General features: G+C 51.2%; 20 protein-coding genes. 11 read left to right on the forward strand and 9 right to left on the reverse strand.

Translation table 11 applies throughout. The features are described from left to right. Nucleotides 1-900: a glycyl-radical enzyme activating protein gene (locus IC617_RS13545; protein WP_191145526.1), complete on the reverse strand. Its 900-nt coding sequence runs from the start codon at nucleotides 898-900 to the stop codon at nucleotides 1-3. Between the two features lie 204 nt (nucleotides 901-1104). Here IC617_RS13545 and IC617_RS13550 point away from each other — a divergent pair, with 204 nt between their 5' ends. Next, on the forward strand, nucleotides 1105-1779 hold the full coding sequence (locus IC617_RS13550) for a fructose-6-phosphate aldolase (RefSeq protein ID WP_191145527.1): 675 nt from the start codon (nucleotides 1105-1107) through the stop codon (nucleotides 1777-1779). A gap of 87 nt (nucleotides 1780-1866) precedes the next feature. Here the strand turns inward: IC617_RS13550 and IC617_RS13555 are convergent, their stop codons facing one another. The 5 genes from IC617_RS13555 to acs all read right to left on the reverse strand — a co-directional run bounded on the left by IC617_RS13555 (nucleotide 1867) and on the right by acs (nucleotide 8732). Beyond that, a complete protein-coding gene (locus tag IC617_RS13555) occupies nucleotides 1867-4329 on the reverse strand; it encodes a ricin-type beta-trefoil lectin domain protein (protein ID WP_191145528.1) in 2463 nt (820 codons plus the stop codon). A gap of 451 nt (nucleotides 4330-4780) precedes the next feature. Beyond that, nucleotides 4781-5023: a hypothetical protein gene (locus tag IC617_RS13560; RefSeq protein WP_224746007.1), complete on the reverse strand. Its 243-nt coding sequence runs from the start codon at nucleotides 5021-5023 to the stop codon at nucleotides 4781-4783. A 32-nt stretch (nucleotides 5024-5055) separates the two neighbouring features. Further along, nucleotides 5056-5289 (reverse strand): hypothetical protein, encoded by a 234-nt coding sequence (locus tag IC617_RS13565; protein WP_191145529.1) that lies wholly within the window; start codon nucleotides 5287-5289, stop codon nucleotides 5056-5058. A gap of 190 nt (nucleotides 5290-5479) precedes the next feature. After that, entirely contained in the window at nucleotides 5480-6661 is a 1182-nt protein-coding gene (locus tag IC617_RS13570; protein WP_191145530.1) for a DcaP family trimeric outer membrane transporter, read from the reverse strand. Nucleotides 6662-6827: 166 nt separating this feature from the next. Beyond that, nucleotides 6828-8732, reverse strand: a complete 1905-nt coding sequence (acs, locus tag IC617_RS13575; protein WP_191145531.1) for an acetate--CoA ligase — start codon at nucleotides 8730-8732, stop codon at nucleotides 6828-6830. Between the two features lie 335 nt (nucleotides 8733-9067). Between acs and IC617_RS13580 the strand changes: the two genes are divergently transcribed. From IC617_RS13580 to IC617_RS13600, 5 genes are all read left to right on the forward strand, one after another. Further along, the gene (locus IC617_RS13580) at nucleotides 9068-9334 is read left to right on the forward strand and encodes a DUF4212 domain-containing protein (protein ID WP_191145532.1); all 267 of its coding nucleotides are present in this window, start codon (nucleotides 9068-9070) and stop codon (nucleotides 9332-9334) included. Nucleotides 9335-9336: 2 nt separating this feature from the next. Beyond that, nucleotides 9337-11043, forward strand: a complete 1707-nt coding sequence (locus IC617_RS13585; protein ID WP_191145533.1) for a sodium:solute symporter family protein — start codon at nucleotides 9337-9339, stop codon at nucleotides 11041-11043. A 66-nt stretch (nucleotides 11044-11109) separates the two neighbouring features. After that, complete coding sequence (locus tag IC617_RS13590; protein WP_191145534.1) at nucleotides 11110-12918, forward strand: DUF294 nucleotidyltransferase-like domain-containing protein; 1809 nt, start codon at nucleotides 11110-11112, stop codon at nucleotides 12916-12918. Then, the gene (locus IC617_RS13595) at nucleotides 12919-13608 is read left to right on the forward strand and encodes an exonuclease domain-containing protein (RefSeq protein WP_191145535.1); all 690 of its coding nucleotides are present in this window, start codon (nucleotides 12919-12921) and stop codon (nucleotides 13606-13608) included. A 62-nt stretch (nucleotides 13609-13670) separates the two neighbouring features. Then, on the forward strand, nucleotides 13671-17099 hold the full coding sequence (locus IC617_RS13600) for a hybrid sensor histidine kinase/response regulator (RefSeq protein ID WP_191145536.1): 3429 nt from the start codon (nucleotides 13671-13673) through the stop codon (nucleotides 17097-17099). Nucleotides 17100-17477: 378 nt separating this feature from the next. Here IC617_RS13600 and IC617_RS13605 read toward each other — a convergent pair whose 3' ends face one another. Beyond that, nucleotides 17478-18131, reverse strand: coding sequence for a response regulator (locus IC617_RS13605; protein ID WP_191145537.1), 654 nt, complete (start codon nucleotides 18129-18131; stop codon nucleotides 17478-17480). A gap of 114 nt (nucleotides 18132-18245) precedes the next feature. Between IC617_RS13605 and IC617_RS13610 the strand changes: the two genes are divergently transcribed. Together IC617_RS13610 and IC617_RS13615 are read left to right on the forward strand one after the other, a co-directional pair. Then, nucleotides 18246-18857 carry a glutathione S-transferase family protein gene (locus IC617_RS13610; protein ID WP_191145582.1) on the forward strand — a complete coding sequence of 204 codons (612 nt, stop codon included), beginning with the start codon at nucleotides 18246-18248 and terminating at the stop codon, nucleotides 18855-18857. A 214-nt stretch (nucleotides 18858-19071) separates the two neighbouring features. Continuing rightward, complete coding sequence (locus IC617_RS13615; protein ID WP_191145538.1) at nucleotides 19072-19833, forward strand: DUF2884 family protein; 762 nt, start codon at nucleotides 19072-19074, stop codon at nucleotides 19831-19833. Nucleotides 19834-19844: 11 nt separating this feature from the next. On the opposite strand, the gene IC617_RS13620 is transcribed toward IC617_RS13615, so the two are convergent. Continuing rightward, nucleotides 19845-20387, reverse strand: coding sequence for a SprT family zinc-dependent metalloprotease (locus IC617_RS13620; protein ID WP_191145539.1), 543 nt, complete (start codon nucleotides 20385-20387; stop codon nucleotides 19845-19847). Nucleotides 20388-20402: 15 nt separating this feature from the next. Beyond that, on the reverse strand, nucleotides 20403-21044 hold the full coding sequence (gene pdxH, locus IC617_RS13625) for a pyridoxamine 5'-phosphate oxidase (RefSeq protein ID WP_191145540.1): 642 nt from the start codon (nucleotides 21042-21044) through the stop codon (nucleotides 20403-20405). A 220-nt stretch (nucleotides 21045-21264) separates the two neighbouring features. On the opposite strand from pdxH, the gene IC617_RS13630 reads away from it, so the two are divergent. Genes IC617_RS13630 through IC617_RS13640 form a run of 3 tightly spaced genes read left to right on the forward strand, consistent with a single transcriptional unit; the run spans nucleotide 21265 to nucleotide 25576 of the window. Further along, nucleotides 21265-21945 (forward strand): ABC transporter ATP-binding protein, encoded by a 681-nt coding sequence (locus IC617_RS13630; protein WP_191145541.1) that lies wholly within the window; start codon nucleotides 21265-21267, stop codon nucleotides 21943-21945. Beyond that, nucleotides 21942-24467 carry an ABC transporter permease gene (locus IC617_RS13635; RefSeq protein WP_191145542.1) on the forward strand — a complete coding sequence of 842 codons (2526 nt, stop codon included), beginning with the start codon at nucleotides 21942-21944 and terminating at the stop codon, nucleotides 24465-24467. The genes IC617_RS13630 and IC617_RS13635 overlap by 4 nt, the downstream gene beginning before the upstream one ends. Beyond that, nucleotides 24464-25576 carry a lipocalin-like domain-containing protein gene (locus IC617_RS13640; RefSeq protein ID WP_191145543.1) on the forward strand — a complete coding sequence of 371 codons (1113 nt, stop codon included), beginning with the start codon at nucleotides 24464-24466 and terminating at the stop codon, nucleotides 25574-25576. The genes IC617_RS13635 and IC617_RS13640 overlap by 4 nt, the downstream gene beginning before the upstream one ends. Nucleotides 25577-25773: the final 197 nt, after the last annotated feature.

The raw sequence follows: 25773 nt of genomic DNA on the forward strand, positions 1-25773 counted from the left end.
TCAACCTCTGATTACAACGTCAAGGTGAGTATTGGAGTGAGCATAAGCTTGGGCGTCCTGCAACAGCTCAGGCTTGTTCAGTGGCTTGTCAGCACATTCATAGGGCTGATCAAGCAAACGATATTTGTTAATGCCAAGGGTGTGGTAAGGCAATAAATGCAGCTCATGGCAATTGCTCAGCGACTCGGCAAAATCAATAATGCTTCGAAGCTCTTCGATGCTGTCATTAAAACCAGGCACCACAGGCACGCGAACCACAAGACGTTTGGCAATGGCCGCCAAGCGAGCGAAGTTCTGTTTAATGCGATCAATCGAGCCATGGGCCCACAGGTTAAATTTGGCCGCATCGGTATGCTTTAAATCTGCCAGCCAACAGTCGATGTGCGGCGCCACCAACTCAATATTTTTCCAAGGCACATGCATGCAGGTTTCCACGGCAGAGGAGACCGATTGCTGTTGTAGTCGCTGCGCTAAATCAGTCACCAGCTGCGGCTGCAGCAACGGTTCGCCACCGGAAAACGTGACCCCGCCGCCACTTTGTTGATAAAACGGCTTATCGCGCAATAGCTCAGCCAATAACTCGTCGGCATCGGCTGGCTGGCCACAAACCGATAATGCTTCGGTCGGACAAACCTGCTGCAAGGCGATGAGCTGCTGCTGATCGATCATCGAACGTTCGATACACAATTGCTCAGATTGGCGCTGGATATGCGAGCAAGCCGCAGCGCACATCTGGCATTCATCCAAACAGCTGCGTTGGTCATATAGCAGCGAATATTTAGGGCTTTGGCTTTCTGGGTTCTGACACCAAGCGCACGACAAGCTACAGCCCTTTAAAAACAGCATGGTCCGAATGCCATCTCCGTCGTGGGTCGAGAAGCGCTGAATATTAAAGTACATGCTTACCTCGTTCAGTGGGCGTAGTCAGTGCCGCTCAGTTAAAGCCTGATTGCCGAGATCATCTCGGTATTCAGAGTTAACCAACAAAATTTCATTTGAGAAAAACTATAGACTTTCATTTGAAAGTTAAATTGATTCAAATCAAGATCAAGTTCCATTGACCACCTATAGTTTCCGCATCGACCAAAGACCAAGGCCAACACCATGTTTGAACTCTACTTAGATACCGCTGATGTGAATGAAGTGAAGCGTTTTAATTGCTGCTTGCCGCTACATGGCATCACCACTAATCCAACGATCCTGGTTAAATCGAATCAGGGTTTGAACGACACGCTGCGGGCGATGGCGGAGGTCATTGACGGCAAGCCTAGATTTCATGCGCAAGTGGTCAGCACCACAGTGGATGCCATGGTTGCCGAAGCCAAGCAATTAGTGGCATTGCCCTATGACATGGTGGTCAAAGTGCCTGCGACAGAAACCGGCTTAGCCGCAATCAAGCAAATGAAACAGGCTGGCATAACGGTATTAGCAACGGCGATTTACACAGTGCAACAAGGCTTACTGGCAGCATTATGCGGGGCGGATTACTTAGCGCCATACGTCAATCGAATTGATGCGTTAAATGGCGATGGCGTGGGCGTGGTGGCTGATATTCAAACCTTGCTTAATCAACATAATCTCAAGGCCAAGATCTTGGCTGCGAGCTTCAAAAACAGCCAACAAGCGATGGATGTCATGCGCTTAGGTATTGGTGCCATTACCCTGCCGGTTGATGTTGCAGCTCAATTATTCCAACATCCGGCAGTGCAACCAGCAGTTGATCAATTTAGCGCCGATTGGCAACAAAGCTTTGGTAGCAAGCTTTCATTTGAAAGTTAGTGGCAAAAAGTAAGGGCGTAGTACTGAACGAGCCGGACAAAAAAGCCAGCAAAACTGCTGGCTTGAATGATCTCGACTAGCTAAGTACTACATCCGCCCAAGCACTTTACTTTGCTTGAAGTGTTGTAGTGTGACTGAACTGACATGGCCGCCAGAGTCTGGGAAAGTCACTTTAATGGTGTTGTTCGCTGACAGTATGTTGTACGGCACGGGAATTTCAATTACGCCGAAAAAGCGATCTCGGCCAATGCCATTGTGGTACTGATCATAACCGCGAAAATCGGTCGGTACCGCCACTTGGGTACCATTGACCAACACCGTCGGCGTCAATGAAGCGCCATGGTCGCGGCCCATACCAATTCTTAGTACAGCTTCACCATAGTTGCCTTTATCGACATTGTTGATGCTGTAGCTTTGCGTCTGCCAAGCAGAAATTGCTTTGACTCCCTCGCTCACAGCGTAATGCTTGGTTTCTTGGCTAGAATGATTAATTGCGACCACGTTCTGATAGCTAACTTTAACAATCAGCGTCGACTCCGACCCCAACGTGACCGTATCAGGCAAGCTAGCTTGATTCCAAATCGCCAGCTGCGGTTTTGATTGCGCGTCTGGGTACAAATGGCGGAACTGGACATTGGTCACCGCGTTACCGCTGTTGCCGAACATATTGAGATCAATTGAGGTAGCGTCGAATTCCAGACTATTCAGAATCAAATACACATCTTTGCCATCGACATAGGCATCAACCTGAATATCTAAATCGGTTGCCGCCGTATCCACCCGCTGACCATTGACATCGGCCCAGAGTTGATAAAACTTCACTTGATCGGTGAATACCCATTCGTCACCTGTTTCGCCTTGGCCCTCAAACTTCTGCCGCATTAAACGCCAGTAGTAAGGAATCGATTCCGAAATTCTGCCCCACTCGGCTTTGACTGGGATAAACGGAATGGCTTTTTCGATGCGATTTGGCCGCTCAAGAAAGTTCATCAGCAATGAATTCATCGCTTTGAGGCACAACCAATCGCGCTCTGGACTCCACGGCAAGTTAAATGAACCTTGCAGCTGTGAACCATACTCGGAGATCACAATGGGTTTGATACTGCCCCACTTGTACGCCATGTATTGCTCGAGTAAATCCAAGGTCGCCTCAACATTACTGCCTTTGCGGTATTGCACTCGCTTGGTCCCATCTGGGTATGGAATATTTGGAAAGTCATAAAGGTGAATGGAAATAAAGTCCATATTGCCACCAGCGAGATCAAGGAAGTACTTGTCGCGAGTCGCCCAATTGTTGAAGTTATTTTTTTCGTAATCCGGAAAAGCGACTGTGTAGCCACCGATTAGCACATCAGGGTTGGTTTCTCGAATCTTGTTCGCAACCGAGTTGTGCATCCGGAAAATGTCGTAAATGCTGGCTGGCTGATGACCTGCGGCAGGATAATCCACCAGCTCAAATAGCGGTTCATTCATTACCTCAACATAAGTGGGCTTCTTCTCGCCATAAGGGTCCGATTCGATCTGTTTAAAGAACTTAGTCAGATATTGCGCCATGAAGTCGCCGGTCGCTGTGCCAAACGGCTCATTGGCAGTATCGGTTTGGGAAAATGACCAGCCCTGCGAGCCCACTTCGGTGCCATCGGGGTAGTAAGGGTGCTGCTGGGCGCCAACAATAGATTCAGTATCGCGATGGGCGTGACGGCGCATAGTCGCACGTTGGGCACTGGTGTCTTCGGAATATATCCAACGAGTATTGCCGCCATTAGTGGTGAGCACCTCTGCACTGGCATAACCTGGCTTATTGGCATCTTCTGGCGCCTGCGACAATTGATAGGCCATACCGCCGGTATCTCGGCCAAAATACACATCGTAGGTATCGAGAAAGTTATCCATTAAATTGGCATCTTCATTATCGGCGTAGCGACTTTGAACATTGCCACCAAACCAATCATTTTCGGTATGGGTCGCGTGGATGGTGATGAATTTGCGCCGATCAAATTGATACTCTGCGCCCACTGCATGCTTGGTATCAAGATTCACTGCCACCTGTACACTACCGCCGCCGGAAGCTCCCTGAGTTTCCACGGTGAAGGCCAGTCGGTCTTCATTGCAACCCTCCCACATCACTAAATTAGTGTTGTCGGCTGGATTTGCCGAGCCCCCATTCGGGTGAACACATTTGTTACTCGAAAGGTGCTGCATGCTGTTTTGGTTGGTGGCAGAAAATCGCACGCGGTCAGCAAAATCACAGCCATCCCAAAGCACTAGCTTTTGACCGTTTTCGGGGATTGCCGCACCGCCGGGATGAATACAGCGACCACTCGGACTGTGCTGGATACTGCCGCCTGAGGTCCAATTAAATTGCGCAGCTTCACCGCTACAATCACTGTGCAAAACAACTTCTGTGCCATTGCTTGGTGAGGCGCTGCCATCAGCGGTTCTCAGGCACATGCCTGAGGTTGATTGCTGAATCACGGTTGCTCCCAAGGCAGGACAAGCGAAAGCAGTCAGTAGCAAGCTACCGGCTGTTGCTTTTAATCTGGTTTTCATAAAAAAAGACACCTTTTGTATATGGGTATTTGCTCTTTAATGAGCTGTATTTATTGTTTTTATTGAACATTACTGGACAAAACGCCCAATAACATTTTGTTAACAATAATATTGTTAACAAATAAACAAAAGATGTAAGGCGCCATCGCTTGCTAATTTTGAGCAGGCGATCACGTCATCAAAAATAGAAGGGAAGATATTGGCAATCGAGAAGAACCGCTTAACTAAAAAGTTCAGCGCCTTGTATCAACTTCAATATTAAGCAGGATTAGCGGGGTAGATTGCGATCAGCGTGTAGACAATAAAATTGACACTCTGATACGTCCTAGAGAGTTGCACATCATCCATTAAGTTCATCCGAACACTTGCCTAGTGGTACAACTCTATCAGAGTTTGCCAAACAACCTTCGCAATCAAAGCACTATAGTCTGATAAGCGACGCTGTATTGGCCTAGGGCTCATTGCCACAATACTGAGCAAAGGCCTTTGCTGTGTTATCAAACGTCTGTTTTTCGGCGAGCTCCCACGGCCGTTCGCATTGCTTAGTACGAGCACACCATTGATAGCCAGCTGAGCCAATACAGCCGTGTTCGTCGCGATCGGCGCCGAGCGCTTTGGGAGCCGCAGGTTCCTCCACACCACAAGCGGTCATCAAGCTCAGTAGCAAAAAACAGACAGAGAATTGTCGATGCATAATGAATTACCTTTTTTGAATATAACAAGTCATCACTGACCATCAGTGTTTTTTGAGGAGCTGTTCGCTTGAATCACGGTGGCGGCAATGGCCAACATCGTGGTAATACTCAACATGACGGACATAGACAGGCTCCAAATCGGCTCAAGCTCAAAGTCGAACAGCATGGAAATGAAATAGAAAACACCGAGGGTGGCGAAAAAAACATGGTACAGATAAAGCCATTTGCTTCGTCTGTAGAGCAGTTGATACGTTTCTTTAAACATTAGGATTGTCCTTAATCCAGCGTCTTAAAGTGCTCCATAAACCATAGTCGTCAATAACCAATGCAGCAACGTTAGCTCATTCCATTTAGACAACGCATAAAAAATCCCGGCTGCCCTAAGCCGGGAAAAACGCAACTACATCGATGGGGCTGCGCCACCTGTGCCGTGGCGCTTAGGAACCAACTTGAATTTATAAAGCGTACTTCGCGGAGAAGATCAGACGATTCATATCGCCGGTTTCGCCACTTTCAATCTCGCGCTCCGCGTAAAAATATTCCACCCCGAAGCTTAGCGGCGGGATCGGTGAATACACCAAGTTAAGATGGCCAGAGACCACTTGCTTAGTCACTCCCTCGCCGGTCAGCTTGGTGTCGTTATCGGCACTAATCGCCGAAACAAAGATGTTAGAGCGCCATTTGTCACTCCACCAGTGACGATACCCGACAAAACCACTGACGGTATCAATGGCCTCGAGATCGCCATTTTCGGTGTAAACCGCGCCATTGATGGCGTTCAAACCAACATAGCGGCCCAGGCCTGAGCCATAATTAGCCATAAAGCGAATGTCGTTTTTATCACCCACCATGACCTTACCTGATGCGCTCACGCCATAGGCGGTTTCCGTTTCATCACCGTCGTCTAAATTACGGAATAGGCCGGCAAGGGCTAAATGGCCCCAATCGGCTTTATGGTTATAACGCACCACAGCATCTGGAATGCTGCTGTCATCCACCGAAATACGTGAACCGCCGCCATAAGGGGTAATGGTTGTTTCTGGGTTTTCCAGCGCAAACTGCCAGCTACCCATTGTGTATCTAATCTGGGTTTGGCGCTCAAAGATGGTACCTTCGGAAACACCAATGAAATCCATACTTTCGACCAGCGCACCGGTATTCTGGAAGGTACTCCAAGTTTGCCCCACTAACACATTGTCAAACTGGATAAAGGCATGGCGCATCCGCGGGCTGTAACTATTGGATACTCGCTCGTTACCATTGGGGGTCGCAGCAAAGTCCATTTCCAGAAAGGTTTTAATGGTGTGATCACCATATTGGGTGGTGCTGCCGAAGTTGAATCGAGTGGTGCGGGCATGGGCATCAAACTGGGCATCGCCGCTGTCGCACTCGCCACTGCACACAGGAATGGTTGAAGGGACATAAAACTGACGACCAATGTTATTGCTCGCCAGCTTGCCGTCACTGTAATCACTCCAGAAGCTATCGACTTTAATAAAGCCGCCGAAGCTCAATTTAGTTTTCTTGATGGCATCTTCAACGGTGCCGATTTCCACCGCCGCTGTTGCCGTCATTGGCACCATCGCCGCAAGCATGGTGGTCGCTAGAGTATGTTTCAATAGTTTGTTCGAACGCATGGTTCATTCGCCTCTCATTGCTGTCTGATGCAGCCGTACAGCTATTGTGCCGGTTCGCTGAATGAAACATTCCCCCGTTGAATCAGCACACTTTCGACTGTTTTTAGGTAAAGCGATCCCCCGACCTCATTTAGGCCGTTTAAAAAAGTCGGGGGATAAAGTCGGTTTATTCTTCGAGCGTACTCAAATCACCCTCATCCTGGCCGAGGGCGCGTGCTCTTAGAACCCGTCGCATAATTTTGCCACTGCGCGTTTTGGGTAGAGACTCAACAAATTGCACATCTTCGGGTTGTGCAATTTTGCCCAGCTCTTTGGCGACATGCTCTTTAAGCTCCTGCTCAAGAGCTTTGTCACCAACCAAACCATCACGCAAAATGGCATAGGTGTGAATGGCATTACCTTTCACTTCGTGTGGCAAACCGATTGCGGCGGCTTCCGATACAGCTTGGTGGCTGACCAACGCGCTCTCGATTTCTGCTGTGCCCAGACGATAACCGGATACCTTCAACACTTCGTCCATCCGGCCAATCACCCAGACATAACCATCTTCATCGACCTTGGCGGAATCGCCCGCCTTGTAGTATTCCTTGTCGCCATAGTCGCCCCAATACAGCGAGGCATACCGCTCATCATCGCCGTAAATGGTCCGCGCCATACCTGGCCAAGGATTTTTAATCACCAGCTTACCTTCTTCACCGGCTGGCACTTCGTTGCCTTCATCATCGACCACCGCCACTTCATTACCAAAGAATGGCTTGGTACAAGAGCCCGGTTTCAGTGGCGTAATTGGCAACGGCGCAATCATCACACCACCAGTTTCGGTTTGCCACCAAGTATCAATAATCGGGCACTTGCTATCGCCGATAACCTCGTAATACCACTTCCAAGCTTCAGGGTTAATTGGCTCACCAACCGAACCTAAGATCCGCAAACTGCTCAGATCATGACGCTGTGGCCAGCGCTCACCAAAGCGCATCAAGCCACGGATTGCTGTTGGCGAGGTGTAGAACAGGTTAACGCCATATTTTTCGACCATTTGCCACAAGCGATTGGGATACGGATAGTTCGGTGCCCCTTCGTACATGACGATAGTGGCCCCGTTAATCAGCGGCGAATACACCAGATAGCTGTGACCGGTGATCCAACCTGGGTCGGCCGCACACCACCAACGGTCTTCCGGTTTGACATCGAACAAACAGCGGTGAGTGGTTGAGGTATAAACCGCATAGCCAGCGTGAGTGTGGAGCATCCCTTTCGGTTTGCCCGTGGTACCTGATGTGTAGAGGATGAACAGCGGATCTTCAGAGTCCAGCACTTCGGTTTCGCACTTGTTGCTGGCGACCGGCAACGATTGCAAATCGTGATACCAGAAGTCGCGCTCCGACTCCATTTCGACATCAAGACCGTTGTTGCGAACGGTGATACAGACCTCAATGGTTGGGCTGCGCTTCATTGCTTCATTGGCAATGGATTTGAGGTCAATCGGCTTACCGCGACGGAAGCCGCCATCGGCCGTAATCAATACGCGACTGTGGGCATCTTCAATACGCGCCGCCAATGCCTCGTAGGAGAAACCACCATAAACCACTGAATGAACGGCGCCAATTTTGGCACAGGCCAGCATGGCAAAAACCAGCTCTGGCACCTGCGGCATGTAGATGGTGACCACTTCGCCTTTTTTGACGCCCATACTTTTTAAGGTGTTGGCGAACTTGCTGACTTCGCGGTTAAGTGCGTGATACGAAAACGAGCGCACTGCACCGGCTTCACTCTCCCAGATGATGGCCAGTTTGTTGCGGGTGGCGTCTTCTAAATGACGGTCAATGGCGTTGTGGACAATGTTGAAATTGGCGCCAGTGAACCACTTGTAAAACGGTTTGTTGCTGTCGTCGAGGACTTTGTCCCATTTCTTGTACCAACGAAGATGATCGGCCTGCTCGGCCCAGAATTGCTCCCGGTTTTCACACGAATACTGGTACAGCTGCTCGTACTCAGGAACGTTGGCATTGGCGACGACTTCTGCGCTTGGGTGGTAAATTTCTGACGACTTCTCAATCGAGTTATCAGCCATGAGGGTTTTCTCCAGTTTGACTTATTATGTACCGCCCCGATCAATCCTCAACGGAGAACAAAATCGGGCGATGAGTTGCGTTGCCAGAAAAAGCTAGATGGCCAAAAAACAAACAACCATTGGACTTTGGTCTAACCAAAATGAATTTGTGACATAGCACTAAGAGCTTGGTCTCAAAACGTTTTTATTTAGACTAAAGTCGACTTTCTAAATTGGTGAACCCTTTCTAGGTTGATTTTCAGGCCGACAAAGCCAGTTGATCTCCGGGGTGTTTGGGACGTTGAGATCAGGTGCTCAATGACGGTCCTCAAATACACAAACAAGGGAAAAAACCCATGGCTTTCGAAAATGAACAACTGGCCAAAGAGTACTGGAAAGCGAACCTTCGTCTGATGTTGACGTTGCTCGTGATCTGGTTCGTGGCCTCCTTCGGACTCGGCATTTTGTTGGCTGAACCACTCAACGTGATCCGCCTTGGTGGCGTCAAACTAGGCTTCTGGTTTGCTCAGCAAGGCTCGATATATATCTTTGTCGCCCTGATTTTCGTCTACGTCTGGCAGATGAATAAGCTCGATCAGAAATTCGGCGTCAGGGAGGAATAATCATGGATATCCAAACACTTACCTTCCTGATTGTGGGGGCATCATTTGCTCTTTACATCGGTATTGCGATTTGGGCCAGAGCCGGTTCTACCAAAGAGTTTTATGTGGCTGGCGGTGGTGTTCACCCCGTTGCCAACGGTATGGCCACGGCAGCTGACTGGATGAGTGCGGCATCGTTCATTTCGATGGCTGGCTTGATTTCGTTCATGGGTTACGACGGTGGTGTTTACCTGATGGGGTGGACCGGCGGTTACGTGTTGCTGGCCCTTTGTCTGGCGCCATACTTGCGTAAATTCGGCAAATTCACCGTGCCCGATTTTGTTGGTGATCGTTACTACTCGCAAGCGGCGCGAACCGTTGCCGTGTTCTGTGCCATCTTCGTGTCATTCACCTACGTTGCCGGTCAGATGCGCGGCGTTGGCGTGGTGTTCAGCCGCTTCCTTGAAGTCGATATTGAATGGGGCGTGGTCATCGGCATGGCGATTGTGTTCTTCTACGCCGTACTCGGTGGCATGAAAGGCATCACCTACACTCAGGTGGCGCAGTACTGCGTACTGATTTTTGCTTATCTGGTACCTGCGGTGTTCATCTCCATCATGATGACCGGCACGGTATTCCCTCAAATCGGTTTGGGCAGCGAGCTTGTCAGTGAGCCTGGGGTCTATTTGATGGACAAACTTGACGGCTTGTCGACCGAACTTGGCTTTGCCGCCTATACCGATGGCTCCAAGGCGACCATTGACGTGTTCTTTATTACCGCAGCCTTGATGGTGGGAACCGCCGGATTACCACACGTTATTGTGCGTTTCTTCACTGTACCCAAAGTACGTGATGCGCGGATCTCAGCGGGCTGGGCATTGGTATTCATTGCCATTCTCTACACCACTGCACCTGCCATCGCGGCGTTTGCCCGAGTCAATATGATTGACACCATCAACGGCACCGATATGCAAGGCACTCAATATGAAGAAGCACCAAGTTGGGTGAAGAACTGGGAAGAAACCGGTCTGATCAAGTGGGAAGACAAGAATAACGACGGTCGTATGTTCTACGCTGCTGATGAGCGTAATGAAATGAAGATTGACCGCGACATCATGGTGCTTGCCAACCCTGAAATTGCTAACCTGCCGAATTGGGTGATTGCCTTGGTTGCAGCTGGTGGCGTTGCCGCCGCACTGTCAACCGCTGCGGGTCTGCTGCTGGTGATTTCAACCGCTATCTCTCACGACTTGTTGAAACGAAACTTTGCCCCCAATATCTCTGATAAACAGGAGCTACTCGCCGCCCGACTGGCCGCTGCGGCTGCGATTTGTGTGGCCGGCTACTTCGGTATTAATCCGCCGGGATTCGTTGCTCAGGTGGTGGCATTCGCCTTTGGCTTGGCAGCCAGCTCCTTCTTCCCGGCAATTATTCTTGGCATCTTCTCTAAGACCATGAATAAAGAAGGCGCCATTGCCGGTATGTTGTCAGGGATCACCTTTACCGCCGCATACATCATCTACTTTAAGTTCATTAACCCAGCAGGCAACGTGCCTGAAAACTGGTGGTTTGGTATCTCACCAGAAGGTATCGGTACGCTGGGTATGATTGTGAACTTTGTAGTGTCCATTGCGGTGAGCAAGGTGACTGCGCCGGTGCCTGAAGATGTGCAGGACATGGTTGAGTCCATTCGCTTCCCGAAAGGCGCGGGTGAAGCTCACGATCATTAACCCCCCCGAGCATCTGCCACATGGATGTGGCAGTTGGCTATCACAACAAAAAAGAGGGTCAGAAAAATGGATGACGCACAACTTCCTGATGTTCTGACTTTTCTTGCTCAAACAGCGCCGTTTTCGGAACTTCCGGAAGCGGCGTTAACCGATTTATGCAACCACCTTCACATTCGCTACCTTGCTCGCAATCAAACCAGTGACTTGCTGCAGTCATCCCAACTTCATTGGCTGCGAAGTGGTGTCGTCCAGCTGATGAAAAATCAGCAAATTGTCGACCATATTGATACCGGCGGCTGCTTCGGCCAGCCTTTACCCGGCCATCCCGCAGGCAGCTCACTACAAGTGTTGCAAGACGCCTTAGTTTATTCCTTTGAGCACGCTGCCATTGCCGAGTTGGCTCAACAATATCAGGCCATCGGTCGTTTCTTAGAGCAATCAGACAAACGTTATTTGGCGCTGGAAAAGTCCAATGCAACACCATCATTGCAAGCGCCTATTGGTGACTTACTCAAACGTCAGTTAGTTTCCATTAAACCCGATGCCAGCATCGTTCAGGCCGCTAAGCGGATGACCCAAGAGCGGGTGTCGGCTTTGGTGGTGATGCGAGATGACCGTCTATTTGGCATGCTGACCGATCGTGATTTACGCAGCAGAGTGCTGGCCGCGGGCTTATCGCCCGACATTTTGGTCGATGAAGTAATGACGCATCCGGTGCATACCATAGAACAAGATGCCAGCGTCATTGATGCGCTGTTGACCATGTCAGCGCAACAAATTCACCATTTACCCGTCACCGATGGCGACACCATTATCGGTTTGATTTCCAGTACTGATCTGCTGGCTCTGGCACAAGCCAATCCACTCTATTTAGTTGGTGAAATCGCCCGCCAGAATAGTCCCCAAGACGTCGAACAGTGTTGCCAGCAGTTACCGGCGTTAATTGACACCATGTTGCGTCAAGGCATGCGCAGTGATCGCATTAGTCAGCTGATCACCTTGGTTGCCGATATCGCTTGCCGCCGGTTGCTGGTGCTTGCCGAAGCGGAATTAGGGCCACCGCCGCAAGCCTATGCGTGGTTGTGTTTTGGCTCTCAGGCGCGGCAAGATATGTCGGCCAGCAGCGATCAAGACAACGGCCTGCTGTTGGCTGAACCACCGACTCACGAGCACGAAGTCTACTTCCAACAGCTGGCTGAGCGGGTTTGCCAAAGTCTCGACCGCTGTGGCTTTGTCACTTGTCCGGGCAATATCATGGCCAGCAATGAGCAGTACCGGATGGCGCGGTTAGAATGGCTGGCGCAGTTTAGACGCTGGTTGCAAAGTAGCGATCCTCAAGCATTGCTCAACGCCAGTATTTTCTTTGATTTTCGTGCGATTACCGATCCCCATGGACTGGCCGAACAACTGCACAATCAGCTCAAGTCGCTGTGCCAACAAGACCAAATTTTTCTTGCCGCTTTGGCCCGCAATGCCACCGCCCAAAAACCACCGATTGGTCTGTTTGGCCGACTCATTCTGGAGCGTGACGGTCAAGGCTCGAAAGGCATCGAACTGAAAAAGCGAGCACTCGCGCCTTTAGTAGAGATCAGCAGGGTTTATGGCTTGGCCGCCGCCGCAGATGAAGCCGGCGTCGCAGCGAGGCTAAAAGCAGCCCAAGTCGATGGCAAATTGAGCACCACAGATACCAATAACCTGATTGAATGCTGGCAATTTTTGCTCGGCTTGCGCCTGACATTAAATCAACAGCAACAAACATTACTCAAACCACAGCAACTGACCGATTTGCAGCGTCATCAGCTGAAAGAATGTTTTGCCCTCATTGAACAAGCGCAACAAGCGGTGCTGGTGAAATTTTCCGGAGGGCGCGGTTAGATGTGGCTGCAATTTCGTCTCAATCGCCAGATCGCCAAAGCACGTCGAGCGCTAATCAAAACGCCCAATCCAGTCCTATCCGAGTATTTGAATGCACTGCCAAGGCGCTTTGACCAACCCTTATCGCAAAGTCAGATACTGGCGCTTGATTTGGAGCTGACCGGCCTTGACGCCAAGCGTCATCAAATTGTCTCCCTTGGTTATGTCGCGACCGATAACTTGAGTATTGCACTGGGTACGGCGCACCAACACCTGATCCAAGTAGCAGGAAGCGTGGGTGATAGCGCCATTATTCACCATCTCACCGATGCCGATTTAGCCGCTGCGCAGCCCTTATCTGAGGCGATGAATCAATTAGTTGCAGCAATGTGCGGACGAGTATTGTTGTGCCACCATGCACCGCTGGACGCAGCATTTTTGCAGCAAGCCTTTGTCAGCTGCTTTGGCACACGACTGCCGCTACTCGTGATCGACACTCAACAAATTGAAAAACGCCGACAAGAACGCACCGCTCCCAACGTACCTTTGCACCGGCTCCGTTTACATCATTGTCGGCAACACTATGGTTTGCCATTGTCGTCGGGCCATCAGGCTCTTGGTGATGCCATTGCTTGCGCCGAGTTACTGATGGCACAGCAGGCCCACCAAACATCTGTGAGTCGTCTTGCCGATGTCGTGCAATTGGCTTGACGCTGCAACGCTTCAATGCCAAGGTCTGGAGCAACGAATTAGAGCTTAGGATTGAGTAAGTTATGCTGACCCAATGGCAACTGATTGTGATCAGTTTTGGCTACATCGGCCTGTTGTTTTTGTTGGCCTGGTTTGGTGATCAGCAAAAGTTTCAGCTCAGTGCTCGGATCCGTCCTTGGATCTACGGCCTTTCACTGGGGGTCTACTGCTCATCGTGGAGCTTTCTGGGCACCTCGGCACAAGCTTCTTCGGCAAGTTTTTCACACCTGCCGATTTACCTCGGCCCCATCGCCCTGTTTCTATTCGCTTGGCCATTAATTCAACGCATGATGCGAGTCAGCCACAAACTGCAGCTGACCTCGATTGCCGATTTAATTGCATCTCGTTTTGGTAAATCGCAAGGCTTAGCGTTGAGCGTGACCTTGGTCGCGCTGATTGGCACCATGCCTTATTTGGCGCTGCAAATTAAAGCCATCGTTTACAGCGTGCAATTGATGAGCCCAACCACGTTCAGCGATGCTGAATTAGGCTTTATGATTGCTCTGGTGCTGGCGATATTTACTATGTTGTTCGGCATCCGCACGGTCGATATGACCGAGCGTCATCCTGGCATTATGCTGGCCATTGCCTTCGAGTCCATCGTCAAAGTACTGGCCTTTTTGCTGGTTGGCTTGGTGGTCTGTTTTGTGTTTTTCTCATCCCCTATCGAGTTGTGGCAGTCGGCAGCTGAAGCCGGCATGTCAGAGCAACAAATCGGTTGGCCCAGTATGCCCGCCATGCTTGGCTCCACCATTGTCGTTGCGGCCGCCTTCTTATGTTTACCACGCCAGTTCCACGTCATGGTGGTGGAAAGCCGAGGTGCCGAAGAAGCAAAAACATCACGCTGGTTGTTCCCACTTTACTTGCTGGTCTTTGCCCTGTTTGCCGCACCACTTGGGGTTGCCGGTTATCTCATGTTGGGACAACAGGTTGATCCGGACGCTTACGTATTAATGCTGCCACAACACCAAGGCTATGAATGGCTTTCGGTACTGGCATTTCTGGGGGCGTTATCAGCTGCCAGTTCGATGGTCATTGTGTCTAGCATTGCGCTGGCGACCATGGTCAGCAATGAAATCTTCCTGCCGTTGATGTTCAAACGTGGCTTTGATCAGCGCGCGCGCACCTTTGATGATTTTAACCAGCGCGTGCTTTTTATTCGTCGCGGCCTGATTGTGTTGGTGATCATCCTCGGCTACACCGCTTTTCTGCTGGCGCCGCCAGATACCCTCAGCAGCCTCGGTGAAATTGCATTCGCCGCCATTGCGCAATTAGCGCCAGGCTTACTAGCCGCATTTTACTGGCGCTGGGCCAACCGCATCGGCGTCGCCCTTGGCTTATTGCTCGGCGCAACAAACTGGTTGTTGTGGGTCGTATTCCCCCACTTTGGCGTCCTGTCGGTGCCACCTTGGTTAGAGATTGATGGCATCTCGGCGATCACCGCTGGCACCTTATTCAGCCTTGGCAGTAATGTGTTCGGTTTATGGTTTGGTAGCAGCTGGGCCAGACCAACCGTCGTTGAGCGCATTCAGGCAGGTCAGTTTCAAGAGCGTCATAATCCCGAAAGCCAGCTACCGCGCCGTATTAGCCAAATCAGCGTCACTGAGATGAAAGCCCTGGCGGCACGTTTTGTCGGCGATCGCCGCGCCGATTCCACTTTTCGACAGTTTGAGCGCAGCATGCGCAACCATGACATCAAACCCGGGACGGCTCGTTTCCAGCAAACCTTATTAACCCATAGCGAACGCTTGCTTGGCAGTGTCATGGGCGCCAGCTCAGCCAAGTTGCTGTTATCCTCTGCGCTGGAAGGCCGCGACATTGCCCTTGATGAAATTGCGCAATTGGTTGAACAAACCTCGTCTGAGCGTATTGAGTTCAGTCAAACCTTACTGCAAGGGGCGATTGAAAATGCCGGCGAAGGGATGTCGGTGATTGATGCCGATTTACGCTTGGTGGCATGGAACAAGCGCTACCTCGATTTGTTTCAATACCCTGATGGCATGGTCGAAGTGGGTACGCCCATTGCCAACTTAATTCGCTATAACATTTCCCGCGGGCTGTGTGGTGAAGGCGCTATTGAAGAGCAAGTTCAGAACCGCGTTGCTCACCTGCGCCGCGGTACATCACACACCTCGGAGCGGACTCTGCCCGATCATCGGGTGATTCTGATCCGCGGTAACCCAATGCCTTCGGGTGGTTTTGTCATGACGTTCTCCGATGTCACAGTCTATCGAGAAGCCCAGCATGCCTTGCAGCGAGCGAACGAGGAGCTGGAAACCCGCGTCACCGAGCGAACCCATGCGCTGCAAGAAGCCAACAGTGCGTTGGAGCAGGCTAACTTTAACAAGAGTCATTACTTACGCACCTGCAGCCATGATTTGATGCAACCGCTAGAGGCCGCCCGCCTGTTCAGCTCGGCATTAGGACAGCAGCGCGATCTAACCATTTCCCATCGAGATCTGCTCACCAATCTCAATAAATCGCTGGCCACGGCCAGTGAACTTCTTAATGACATGGGCGATGTTGCTCGAATTGAATCTGGCCGGATCAAGCCAGTGACAACGTCATTCCCAGTGAAAGATTTGTTCGATATTTTGAGCCGCGAGTTCTCCGCACTGGCTACCCAATATCAAATCGATTTTCGAGTTCAGAGCAACAGCATGTGGTTGCACTCGGATCTGAAGCTGCTGCGGCGGATCTTGCAGAACCTGCTAACCAATGCCTTTCGTTATGCCAGCGGCAGCAAGGTATTACTAGGCTGCCGACGCAGTCAGGGTGAAATGCTGATCCAAGTGATTGATAACGGCCCGGGCATTGATCCCGATAAGCATCAAACTGTGTTTGAGGCTTTTACCCGCCTTGAGGGTCAAAAACGGGTCGCCGCTCAGGGCTTGGGCTTAGGCTTGAACATTGCTCAGGGTTTCTGTCGTATTCTCGGCCACGATATTGACTTGCAGTCGCAGCCGAATCAGGGCTCTGCATTTTCAATTCGAGTGCCGCGAGTTTGTCCAACACAAGCGGCTGCGCAACTGGCAGCTCCGGTGAGGCGGCCTGGATTTGAAATGATTGAAGGCCGAACGGTGCTTTGCGTTGATAACGATGAGGCGGTATTACACGGTATGGCGGCCCTGCTGGAAAGTTGGAAGGCCAATGTGTTGACGGCCTACAGCATTGCTCAGGCGATTGATGTGGTCGAAAGCTGCGAAGAGCCGGTGGCCATTATGCTAGTCGACCACCAGCTCGATCAGGGCGAGACCGGCTTGCAATTAATGGATGCGGTGCGACAAATCTGCGGCGTCCCCATTCCGGGGATTTTGATTACCGCCGACAGCAAAGTCGGGCTGCAGCAAGATGCCGAAGCGCGGGGTTACGGCTTTATGCGCAAGATGGTGAAACCTGCGCGGTTACGAGCAATGATTCAGCGCTCATTGGCTGAGTTGGAGCAGAGCTGATAACGTTAGCCGAACAAGAGGGTCGCTCAGTTCAACTGCTGTTGAGTTGTGAGTTGCCTTATTTAGAGTGTTTTTATCAAGGGCCTTTTCGATACTAACGTCAGACGAGATTGTGGCTAATGTTCGCTTCAGACACGCGGTGAATACATCCATGTACGCTCTACCGCAGCATCCTTGCTGCGGAAGGTCTTCTGCGAACATTAGCCACAACCTCTAATCCGCGCAGTGCAAAATTCAGCGCAGGAGGATTGAATAAGAGGGACATTAAGTGAATCGAAAGCTTCTGCCGCAAGGATGCGGCAGTAGAGCCATCAGGGAAGATTTCACGGCGTCTTGAGAATTTACTTAATGGCACTCGCTGAGAGTTTGATATCGCTTCTAGCTGGTTTGAAATTGGCCCAAGTCGAGCTGGCTCACAGCAATCACGGCTTGGGTGCGGTTGCGAACATTAAGCTTCTTAAAAATGGCCGTCGCATGAGCTTTCACCGTTGCCTCTGACACGCTTAAATCAATGGCAATTTGCTTATTCAGCATGCCATCGGCAAACATCATCAAAATGCGGTGCTGCTGCGGGGTTAATGATGCCAACCGAGCGACGATATCATCATCACCAGACTGCTCGAGAATTTTGGGGTCAGGCACCCACATTTGCCCTTCAAGCACCGCAACAATGGCATCGCGCAACTTGTTTGGGTCCATCGACTTTGGAATAAAGCCACAGGCGCCAGCTTGCATCGCCCGACGAATATTTTCGTCTTCCTCATGGGCCGACACCACTACCACCGGCAAGTCCGGAAAATGCGAGCGAACATGCACTAAGGTTGAAAAACCATGGGCGCCAGGGATCTGTAAATCAAGCACCAGTAAATCGGCATCTGCCGACGTTTCCAGCAATTTTTCCAAAACATCCACTGTATCTGCTTCAAGCCACTCTACCCCCTGAATTTCAGGCACGGCATTAAGAGTAAGCATCAATGCCTGACGAAATAATGGGTGATCGTCAGCTATGATAATCTGGTCGGCTAAGCGCATGGGCTCTATCCTGAAGAGTCTCGATTAACGCGGCAGTATTTCAATTTGAGCCATTAAGCTCAAGCGCTAAAACAACAATTTGGCACTTGAATCACCAAACTAAAGGAATCAATGATGATTACTCTCTATGGCATTCCCCGCAGTCGTTCACTCAGAGTCAGTTGGACGTTAGAAGAGTTAAGATTGGATTGGCAATACCACAAAGTGGATTTTGCCAAAGGTGAACATCGCAGTGCTGAGTATCTGGCACTCAATCCTTGCGGCAAAATTCCAACCTTGCAAGATGGCGACATCGTGATGACTGAATCGGCGGCAATCTGCTTATACCTTGCCGAGCGTTATGGTCCCAGCCAACTGCTTCCCGAAAGTATCGAAGATAGAGCGCAACATCATCGCTGGGTTCAACTGGTGACCAGCGAACTGGAGCAACCATTGTGGACCATGGGGAAACACCGATTTGCCCTACCTGAGCCACAGCGGGTACCACAAATGCTCGAAATCGCCGCTTGGGAGTTTGACAAAATCTGCAACGAATTAGAGACCCAGCTACCCGATTCAGAAACCTTGTTCGACTCGTTTACCGTTGCCGATATTCTGCTCACCCATACGCTCAATTGGGCGGTCAAATTTGAGCAGCCGTTACCACCTAAACTCGCCGCTTATCGCAAGCGCAATAGTCGCCGCCCCGCATTAGCCGCAGCGCTCGAAAAAGAAATGGCAAGCTAACGACACCGGCGTTGTCTGCTTTAGGCAACGCCTGATATTTCTCACCACCTCATTAGTTAATTTCACCACATCATGCGCTACAGGCAACGAGCCACTGAAAAAGCGAAAGATATTTCCTAACAGAAACAACAAAATAAACCTTGGCACATTGTTTGACTAAGGATTAACTCAACCATGCAGTACCTACCAATTTTTGCTAATAAGGATGATGACAATGCGTAACGCTCTATTCGCCACCGCCGCACTACTTTCAACTTCGGTCATGGCACATGACAATGAGTGTTCAGTCGACATGACCATGGGCGTGGATTTGAGCCCAACCAAAATTGAATTGCTGGCTGATGACAAATCGCCAGTAGTAATGACTGCCGACCGGCTTTACATCGACGGCGCCGCGATGGAACTAAACCACGAACAGCAAGATGCCTATCAGGCCTACCAGCAAGGCATCCGCGAATTCGTACCGCAAGTGGTCGATCTGGCCATGGATGCGGTGGAAGTCGCTATGATCGCAGTGCAAGAGGTAATGACAGGCCTCAACATTAATGAAGATGGTCAACGTGAACTGGAAGAATCCATTGAGCAACTGAAAGAAACGCTGGAGCGCTACTTCTCCAAGGAAGAGCAAACCTATCATTTAGCGGCGCATAACAATGACCAATTTGATCAAGAGATTGAACAAGGCCTCAGCCGAGTGGTGGAAAACTCTGTAGAACAAGGATTGGGATCAGTATTTACCATGCTCGGCGAAGCCTTTAGTTCGAGTGATGGCTCCTTCGAAGAGCGCATGGAAGCGTTTGGTCAGCGGATGGAGCAAATGGGCGAGGCCATCGAACAAAAAGTAGAAGCCTCTGCTGACGCCATTGAACAGCGCGGCGAACTGGTTTGTGAACAAGCAGAGCAACTGCACAAACTAGAGCTTGAAGCCCACCGCCAAATCCCGCAACTGCAGGACTACAGCCTGCTGAAAATCTAATACCAGGCCAATCAAGGGGACTCGGTGGCGAGTGACTGCAACACTTCGCCACACGCCCGGCAACGATAGCTAGCGCCGCGCAACACTCGATTGTGGCGGCGAATGGTCAACTGGTGCTGCTGACAGCCGCAACGATAAAGAAACTTGTCGCCCTCAACCTCAGAGACATCAAGCTGGTGAGTACGGCGGGCCGGCACCTGAAATACCGACTCCATCATTTGTTGCCACTCAGCGCCATGAGGGGCAACGCGACCGTACAACTGATGAACCAGCAAATGAGCCAGTTCATGTGGCAAGATTTGCTCAACAAAGACGTCTGGCTCAGCCACCAGCAACACCGGATTCAGCCGTAACAACTGGCTTTGCAAGCGAGCGCTGCCAGCACAAGTTCCGCGCTGGTTTAGCACCAATGTCGGCCGCTCAAATGGCTGCTCAAACGCTACCCTCGCCCGTTCAAGCAATTGCTCCAAGCGCTGCTCCAACCGCTGCCGCCATTGTTTTTCAGCAAGTTGTTGGCAGTCTAAAAAGCGCTGCGCTACTGTGGTTCGAGCCATTTAATCAGCTCTCGACTAGGGCGCTAAGCGCTCAATCGACCAGTCGCCTTGGCTTTGGCGTTGATATAAAAACCGGTCGTGTAAGCGATGCTCACCGCCTTGCCAAAATTCAATGCTCGACGGCACGATCCGAAAGCCGCCCCAAAATGTCGGCAGCGGCACTTCGCCATCAGAAAATTTCTTTTTCAGTTCCATGTACTTGGCTTCAAGCATCTGGCGAGCGCTGAGCCGCGAGCTTTGTTTGGAAGCCCAAGCAGCAATTTGCGACTCTTTCGGTCTCGACACAAAGTAGCGCAACACTTCACCGTGGGATAAGGGTTCAGCCTGACCGGTGATGTGAACCTGCCGCTCCAACGGGTGCCATGGAAACAAGGCGCTGACTTGCGAGTTTTCTTTGATGTGCTGGGCTTTGCGGCTACCTAAGTTGGTAAAAAACACAAAACCCGATGGTTCGGACTGCTTGAGCAAGACAATGCGTTGATACGGCTGGCCATTGCTGTCCACTGTCGCCACACTCATCGCGGTCGGATCAGATAGTTTGGCGTCAACTGCTTGCTGCAACCACTTTTCAAACAAATCAAATGGGCTGGCCGGTAATTGCTCTCGGCGCAATCCACCTTGGGTATATTCTCGGCGTAAATCGGATAAATCCAACATGAAGCTCCACTCGTAACGTCAGGTAGTAGGCAGATTAATCATAGGCTGTTCAAGCGGCCCGCGGCGATTGTCATGGCAGTCGCGCGGAATTGCAACCCCAGTCCACCAGCGCTAGTGAATTGTGACCATGACCGCAATGAAAACCTGTATTTTTCAGGGTCATGCCTTAGATTAGAACAAGCATAGAAAAAGTCGCGGTTACGGCAATCAAGGAGTTCAAGTGCTCGAGTTAGAAACAATTAGTCACTGGTTTGAGCCAACGGCTGCAGCCGATCCAGCGCAGCGGGTGCTGCATGATGTTTCACTGACCTTACAACAAGGCCAGAGTTTGGCGCTCATGGGCAATAGCGGTAGCGGCAAAAGCACGCTGTTGCAGATCGCCGCTGGTCTTGAGCACCCCAACCAAGGTCAGGTGCGACTTGCTGGCCAGCCCCTTTATCAGCTATCAGACAACCAGTTATCGGCATTACGTCGGGATAAAATCGGTTTTGTCTTTCAGCAATTTAACCTGCTGCCGGGTTTAACCGTGGGAGACAATATCTTATTCCAAAGTCGCCTTAGCCAGCAGCCTATCGATAACCAATGGCTGAAGCATCTAATGACCGAGCTGGCCATTGATGATCTGCAACACCGCTTGCCAGAGCAATTATCTGGCGGCCAGCAACAGCGAGTTGCCATTGCTCGGGCCATCGCTCACAAACCCTGTATCGTTTTTGCCGATGAGCCCACCGGCAATCTCAACGATAGTTTAAGTCACTCAGTCATGGCGCTACTGAGCCATTTGATCAAACAAGCCAATAGCAGTTTGCTCATGGTGACTCATAGCGCGGCAATGGCCGGTTATGCCGATACCGTGTTGGAGTTGCACCAAGGCCAACTGACTGAGGCGTCACCGGCATGACAAAGCCCAGCGCCACAATGCCTGCAGTGATGACTGTCAGCCATGCGCTGGCTGGCCATTATCGCCGCCACCCGCTGCAGGCACTGTTCTTATTCACCGGCATCGTCATCGCTACTGTGTTGCTGGTCGCAACGCAATTAATCAATGCTCAAGCGCAGGCAAGTTATGCCAAAGGCACGCAATTATTCGAGCAAAACCCAATTGGCTATTTGGTCGCCGCTCAAGGCCAGCGGCAATTTTCAATGGCCAGCTATGTCGCCCTGCGCCGGCAAGGCTTCGATCAGTTGCTGCCGGTGCTCCACCACAACTTTCAAAGCCAGCATCACGGCATTATTGCCGTAATGGGAATCGACTGGCTATCGCTACCAGCAACGCCACAAGCATCGGCAAACGGCAACTCACAAGTTAAGCCAATCGCACCAGCGGATCTTACCCTTGAGGACTTTTTGCTACCGCCATACCGGTTGATGATGGCGCCAGCAAGAATGACGCAGCTCGCGCTCAGTGCCGATCAGACGATTGCTCTGACCAACACCACATCGTCATTACCACCCGTAATCCCCGCGCCTGACAATTCAGGAGTGGGTCATCAGGCGCTGATGGATTTGCAAGCGTTACAAGCGATAAGTAACCGTCAGGGAATGCTTTCAGCGATCTGGGTATTGCCAATGTCCGAGCAACGATTAGCGCAGTTACAACAGCAATTGCCGCCTGACTTGCGATTTCGCCCTGCGGCAGAGCCTCTGTCACAAGCGGCGCTGGCAGAGAGTCTGCATCTGAATTTGGCAGCCATGGGATTGCTGAGCTTTGTTGTTGGGCTATTCCTGGCGTTTAACGCCATCCAATTTAGCTACACCGACCGGCAGCCATTACTGCGCCGCTTGCGTCTCAGCGGCACCAGCCAGCGCCAACTTTATCAAGCCCTTAGCATTGAATTATTGCTGTTTGTATTGGTTGGCAGCGCAGTTGGCTACTGGCTCGGCGCATGGCTTGCCACCTTGCTATTACCCGGCTTAGGCCAAACGCTGGCGCAACTCTACGGTGTCTATATCAGTTATCCGAACAAAGTCATTGCCGACCTGCCTCTGATGCCGCTGCTAATGACTAGTTTGGCGGCGCTCTTGGCCGCGATTGTGCCGATGCGGCAAATAGTCCAGCAGCCCCTGCTCAATCGCTATCGCCAACAAATAGCTCAGCACCAAGCGCGCAATCGCGACCGGCAACTACTGTTAGTTGCCTTGGCTTGTTTACTCGTCGCTGTCGCCTTGAGCCTTTGGGCCAATAGCTTATGGCATGGCCTTGCTTGTTTAGCATTAGTGCTGCTTGGTGGCGCCCTCGCGCTACCCGCGGCCCTAAGAGCAAGTTTGTCGATAGTGCAGCGATTGGTGCCCGCTAATCGCCCATTACTACAGTGGCTGATTGCCGATAGCCGCTGGTTGCTTGGACCTGCGGCCATTTCCTTGATGGCGATGACACTCGCTCTGGTGGCCAATTCGGGTTTGAATACCATGATTGGCAGTTTCCGGGCGGCAACCCTTGACTGGTTAGAGCAACGGCTGGCCGCGCCGATTTATTTATCGGTTGCCGATGGCCAACGCCAGCTCGGAGATTGGCTCAGTCAGCATGCGCCACAGGTGGCGATTGCTGAGCGCCATACCTTGCGCCATGGTCAGCTTGCGCACATTGAGATTGCTTCACTGCCGCCGATGGCCGCATTCAGAAACAGTATCGAGTTGATCGAGCAAGTCGCAGACGCGCCGCAACAATTCGCTCAAGGTCAGGGCATTTACATTTCAGAGCGCCACCAGCGGCTCGACGGTGGCGAACTTGACCAGCAAGTCTGGCTTTGTGATGGCCTGCCGAATGTGCCAGTGCTTGGGGTTTATCATGACTATGGCAACCCTCGTAGCCAGTGGTTGTTAGATGAAAAACTGCTGCGCCAATGCTGGCCACAGCACATCGCCCAAAGCACGGCACTGCTGGCCGCAGAAGGCGCGGAGGTTGATTGGCCTCAGGTCATGACGGCGCTGTCTGACAGCGGTCTGATTCGGCCCGAGCAAATCATCGATCAACAACAGATCAAAAAGATGGCAATGGCAGTGTTTGATCAAACCTTTACCGTGACCGAGGCACTCAATGGTTTGACCTTGCTGGTTGCCGGAATCGGCATTTTTTGTGCGACCAGCGCAATCCATCATCATCGAGTACAACAACAAGCTCAGCTCGCCGCCATGGGCGTTAGCCAAAGCCAGCGGCTGTTGATGATCTTATCGCAATGGTCGCTATTGGCCTTGCTCAGCATGATTATTGTCTGGCCATTCGGCACCTTGCTCGCTTGGGTGTTGGCGAGTTTGGTGACGCCGCTAGCATTTGGCTGGAGCTTCAGCACCGAGCTAGTTTGGCAGCACTACCCCGTGTTGGCCGTTCTCGCTTTGGCCTGCGTGGTCGTCGCGACATTGTGGCCAAGCTGGCGTCTGCACCGAGTCAGTATTGCCAGCTTGCTGAAGGAGGTGGACGAATGATGCGCCAAAAATCGCTGATGGCCGCTGCGCTGGCATTATCAATTAGCGCCTGCCAACCACCAACCAGTGACTCACCACCGACCGAGCCGAGTGATGATAATTACCAGCAGTTGCTTGCTGGTCAGTTTGGCGATTACCAACAGGCCAATGCAAACCGGCTATTGCGCTTTCCGGAAGACCACGGCGCCCATCCCGACTTTCGCATGGAGTGGTGGTATGTCACCGCCAATCTCGAAGATCAGCTAGGAAACTGGTACGGCGTGCAGTGGACCTTGTTTCGTTCCGGCCTTGATGGCCCCAAATCCCTAGGTGACCAGCGGCAAGTCTATATGGCTCACGCGGCGCTATCGTGGCCCGGCGGCCATCATGCGATGCAAAAATATGCCCGCGCGGGGACCGGTCAAGCAGGCGTTCAAAACCCACCATTTCACGCTTGGTTAGACCATTGGCAATTACGCAGCACCAACAAGCAATCTTGGCTGCCGCTAGCCATGACAGCGGCAGACGACCAATTCAGTTTTGACCTAGTTCTCGATAGTGATAAACCGTTAGTGCTGCAGGGCCAGCAGGGCTTTAGTGTGAAAAACACCCAAGGCTCAGGATCCTATTATTACAGCCACCCTTACCTTGAGGTCAGTGGCAAACTCAATATCGACGGTCAATCGATCGCGGTGAGCGGCTCGGCTTGGCTCGACCGAGAATGGTCGAGCCAATTTCTATTGCCATCGCAACAGGGTTGGGACTGGCTGGCGCTCCACCTTGACGATGGTGACAAGGTCATGATCTATCAACTCAGAGGGCAGCAACTAAATTCAGCTGACACCGTCAAATGGTTGAGCTGGTTTGATAGTGCAGGCAACCGCAAAGTACTGACCCGAGATTTCGAGTTAAGCGCATTGGAATACGCCACAGTGGCGCAGCGACAAATTCCGCAACGCTGGCTGATCCGTTATGGCAAGGAACTAACGCTCGAAGCGACAGCCAAACAAGCCAATCAATGGATGGATCTGGACTACCCTTACTGGGAAGGCCCTGTCGATATTAGCGGTAGCCATGCAGGCGTTGGCTATTTAGAAATGACCGGTTATCCGCTTGGTTCAACGGACTAAAATAAAATGGACAAGGGGCCAATTCAGTGACATGAATCAGGCTCCAGATAGCAGTTATATGTTATCGAATTGTTATCAATAGGTATGATTATTGAGCCGCTTCATGACTTGAAGCTCACCGTGTTGCTCAGTGGCACTATGTACTGAATAATGACGGTGCAAAATAAAAAAATAATAAGGCGCATCCAGGCACACTG

The sequence above is a fragment of the Neiella litorisoli genome, from assembly GCF_014773395.1.
Classification (GTDB): domain Bacteria; phylum Pseudomonadota; class Gammaproteobacteria; order Enterobacterales; family Neiellaceae; genus Neiella; species Neiella litorisoli.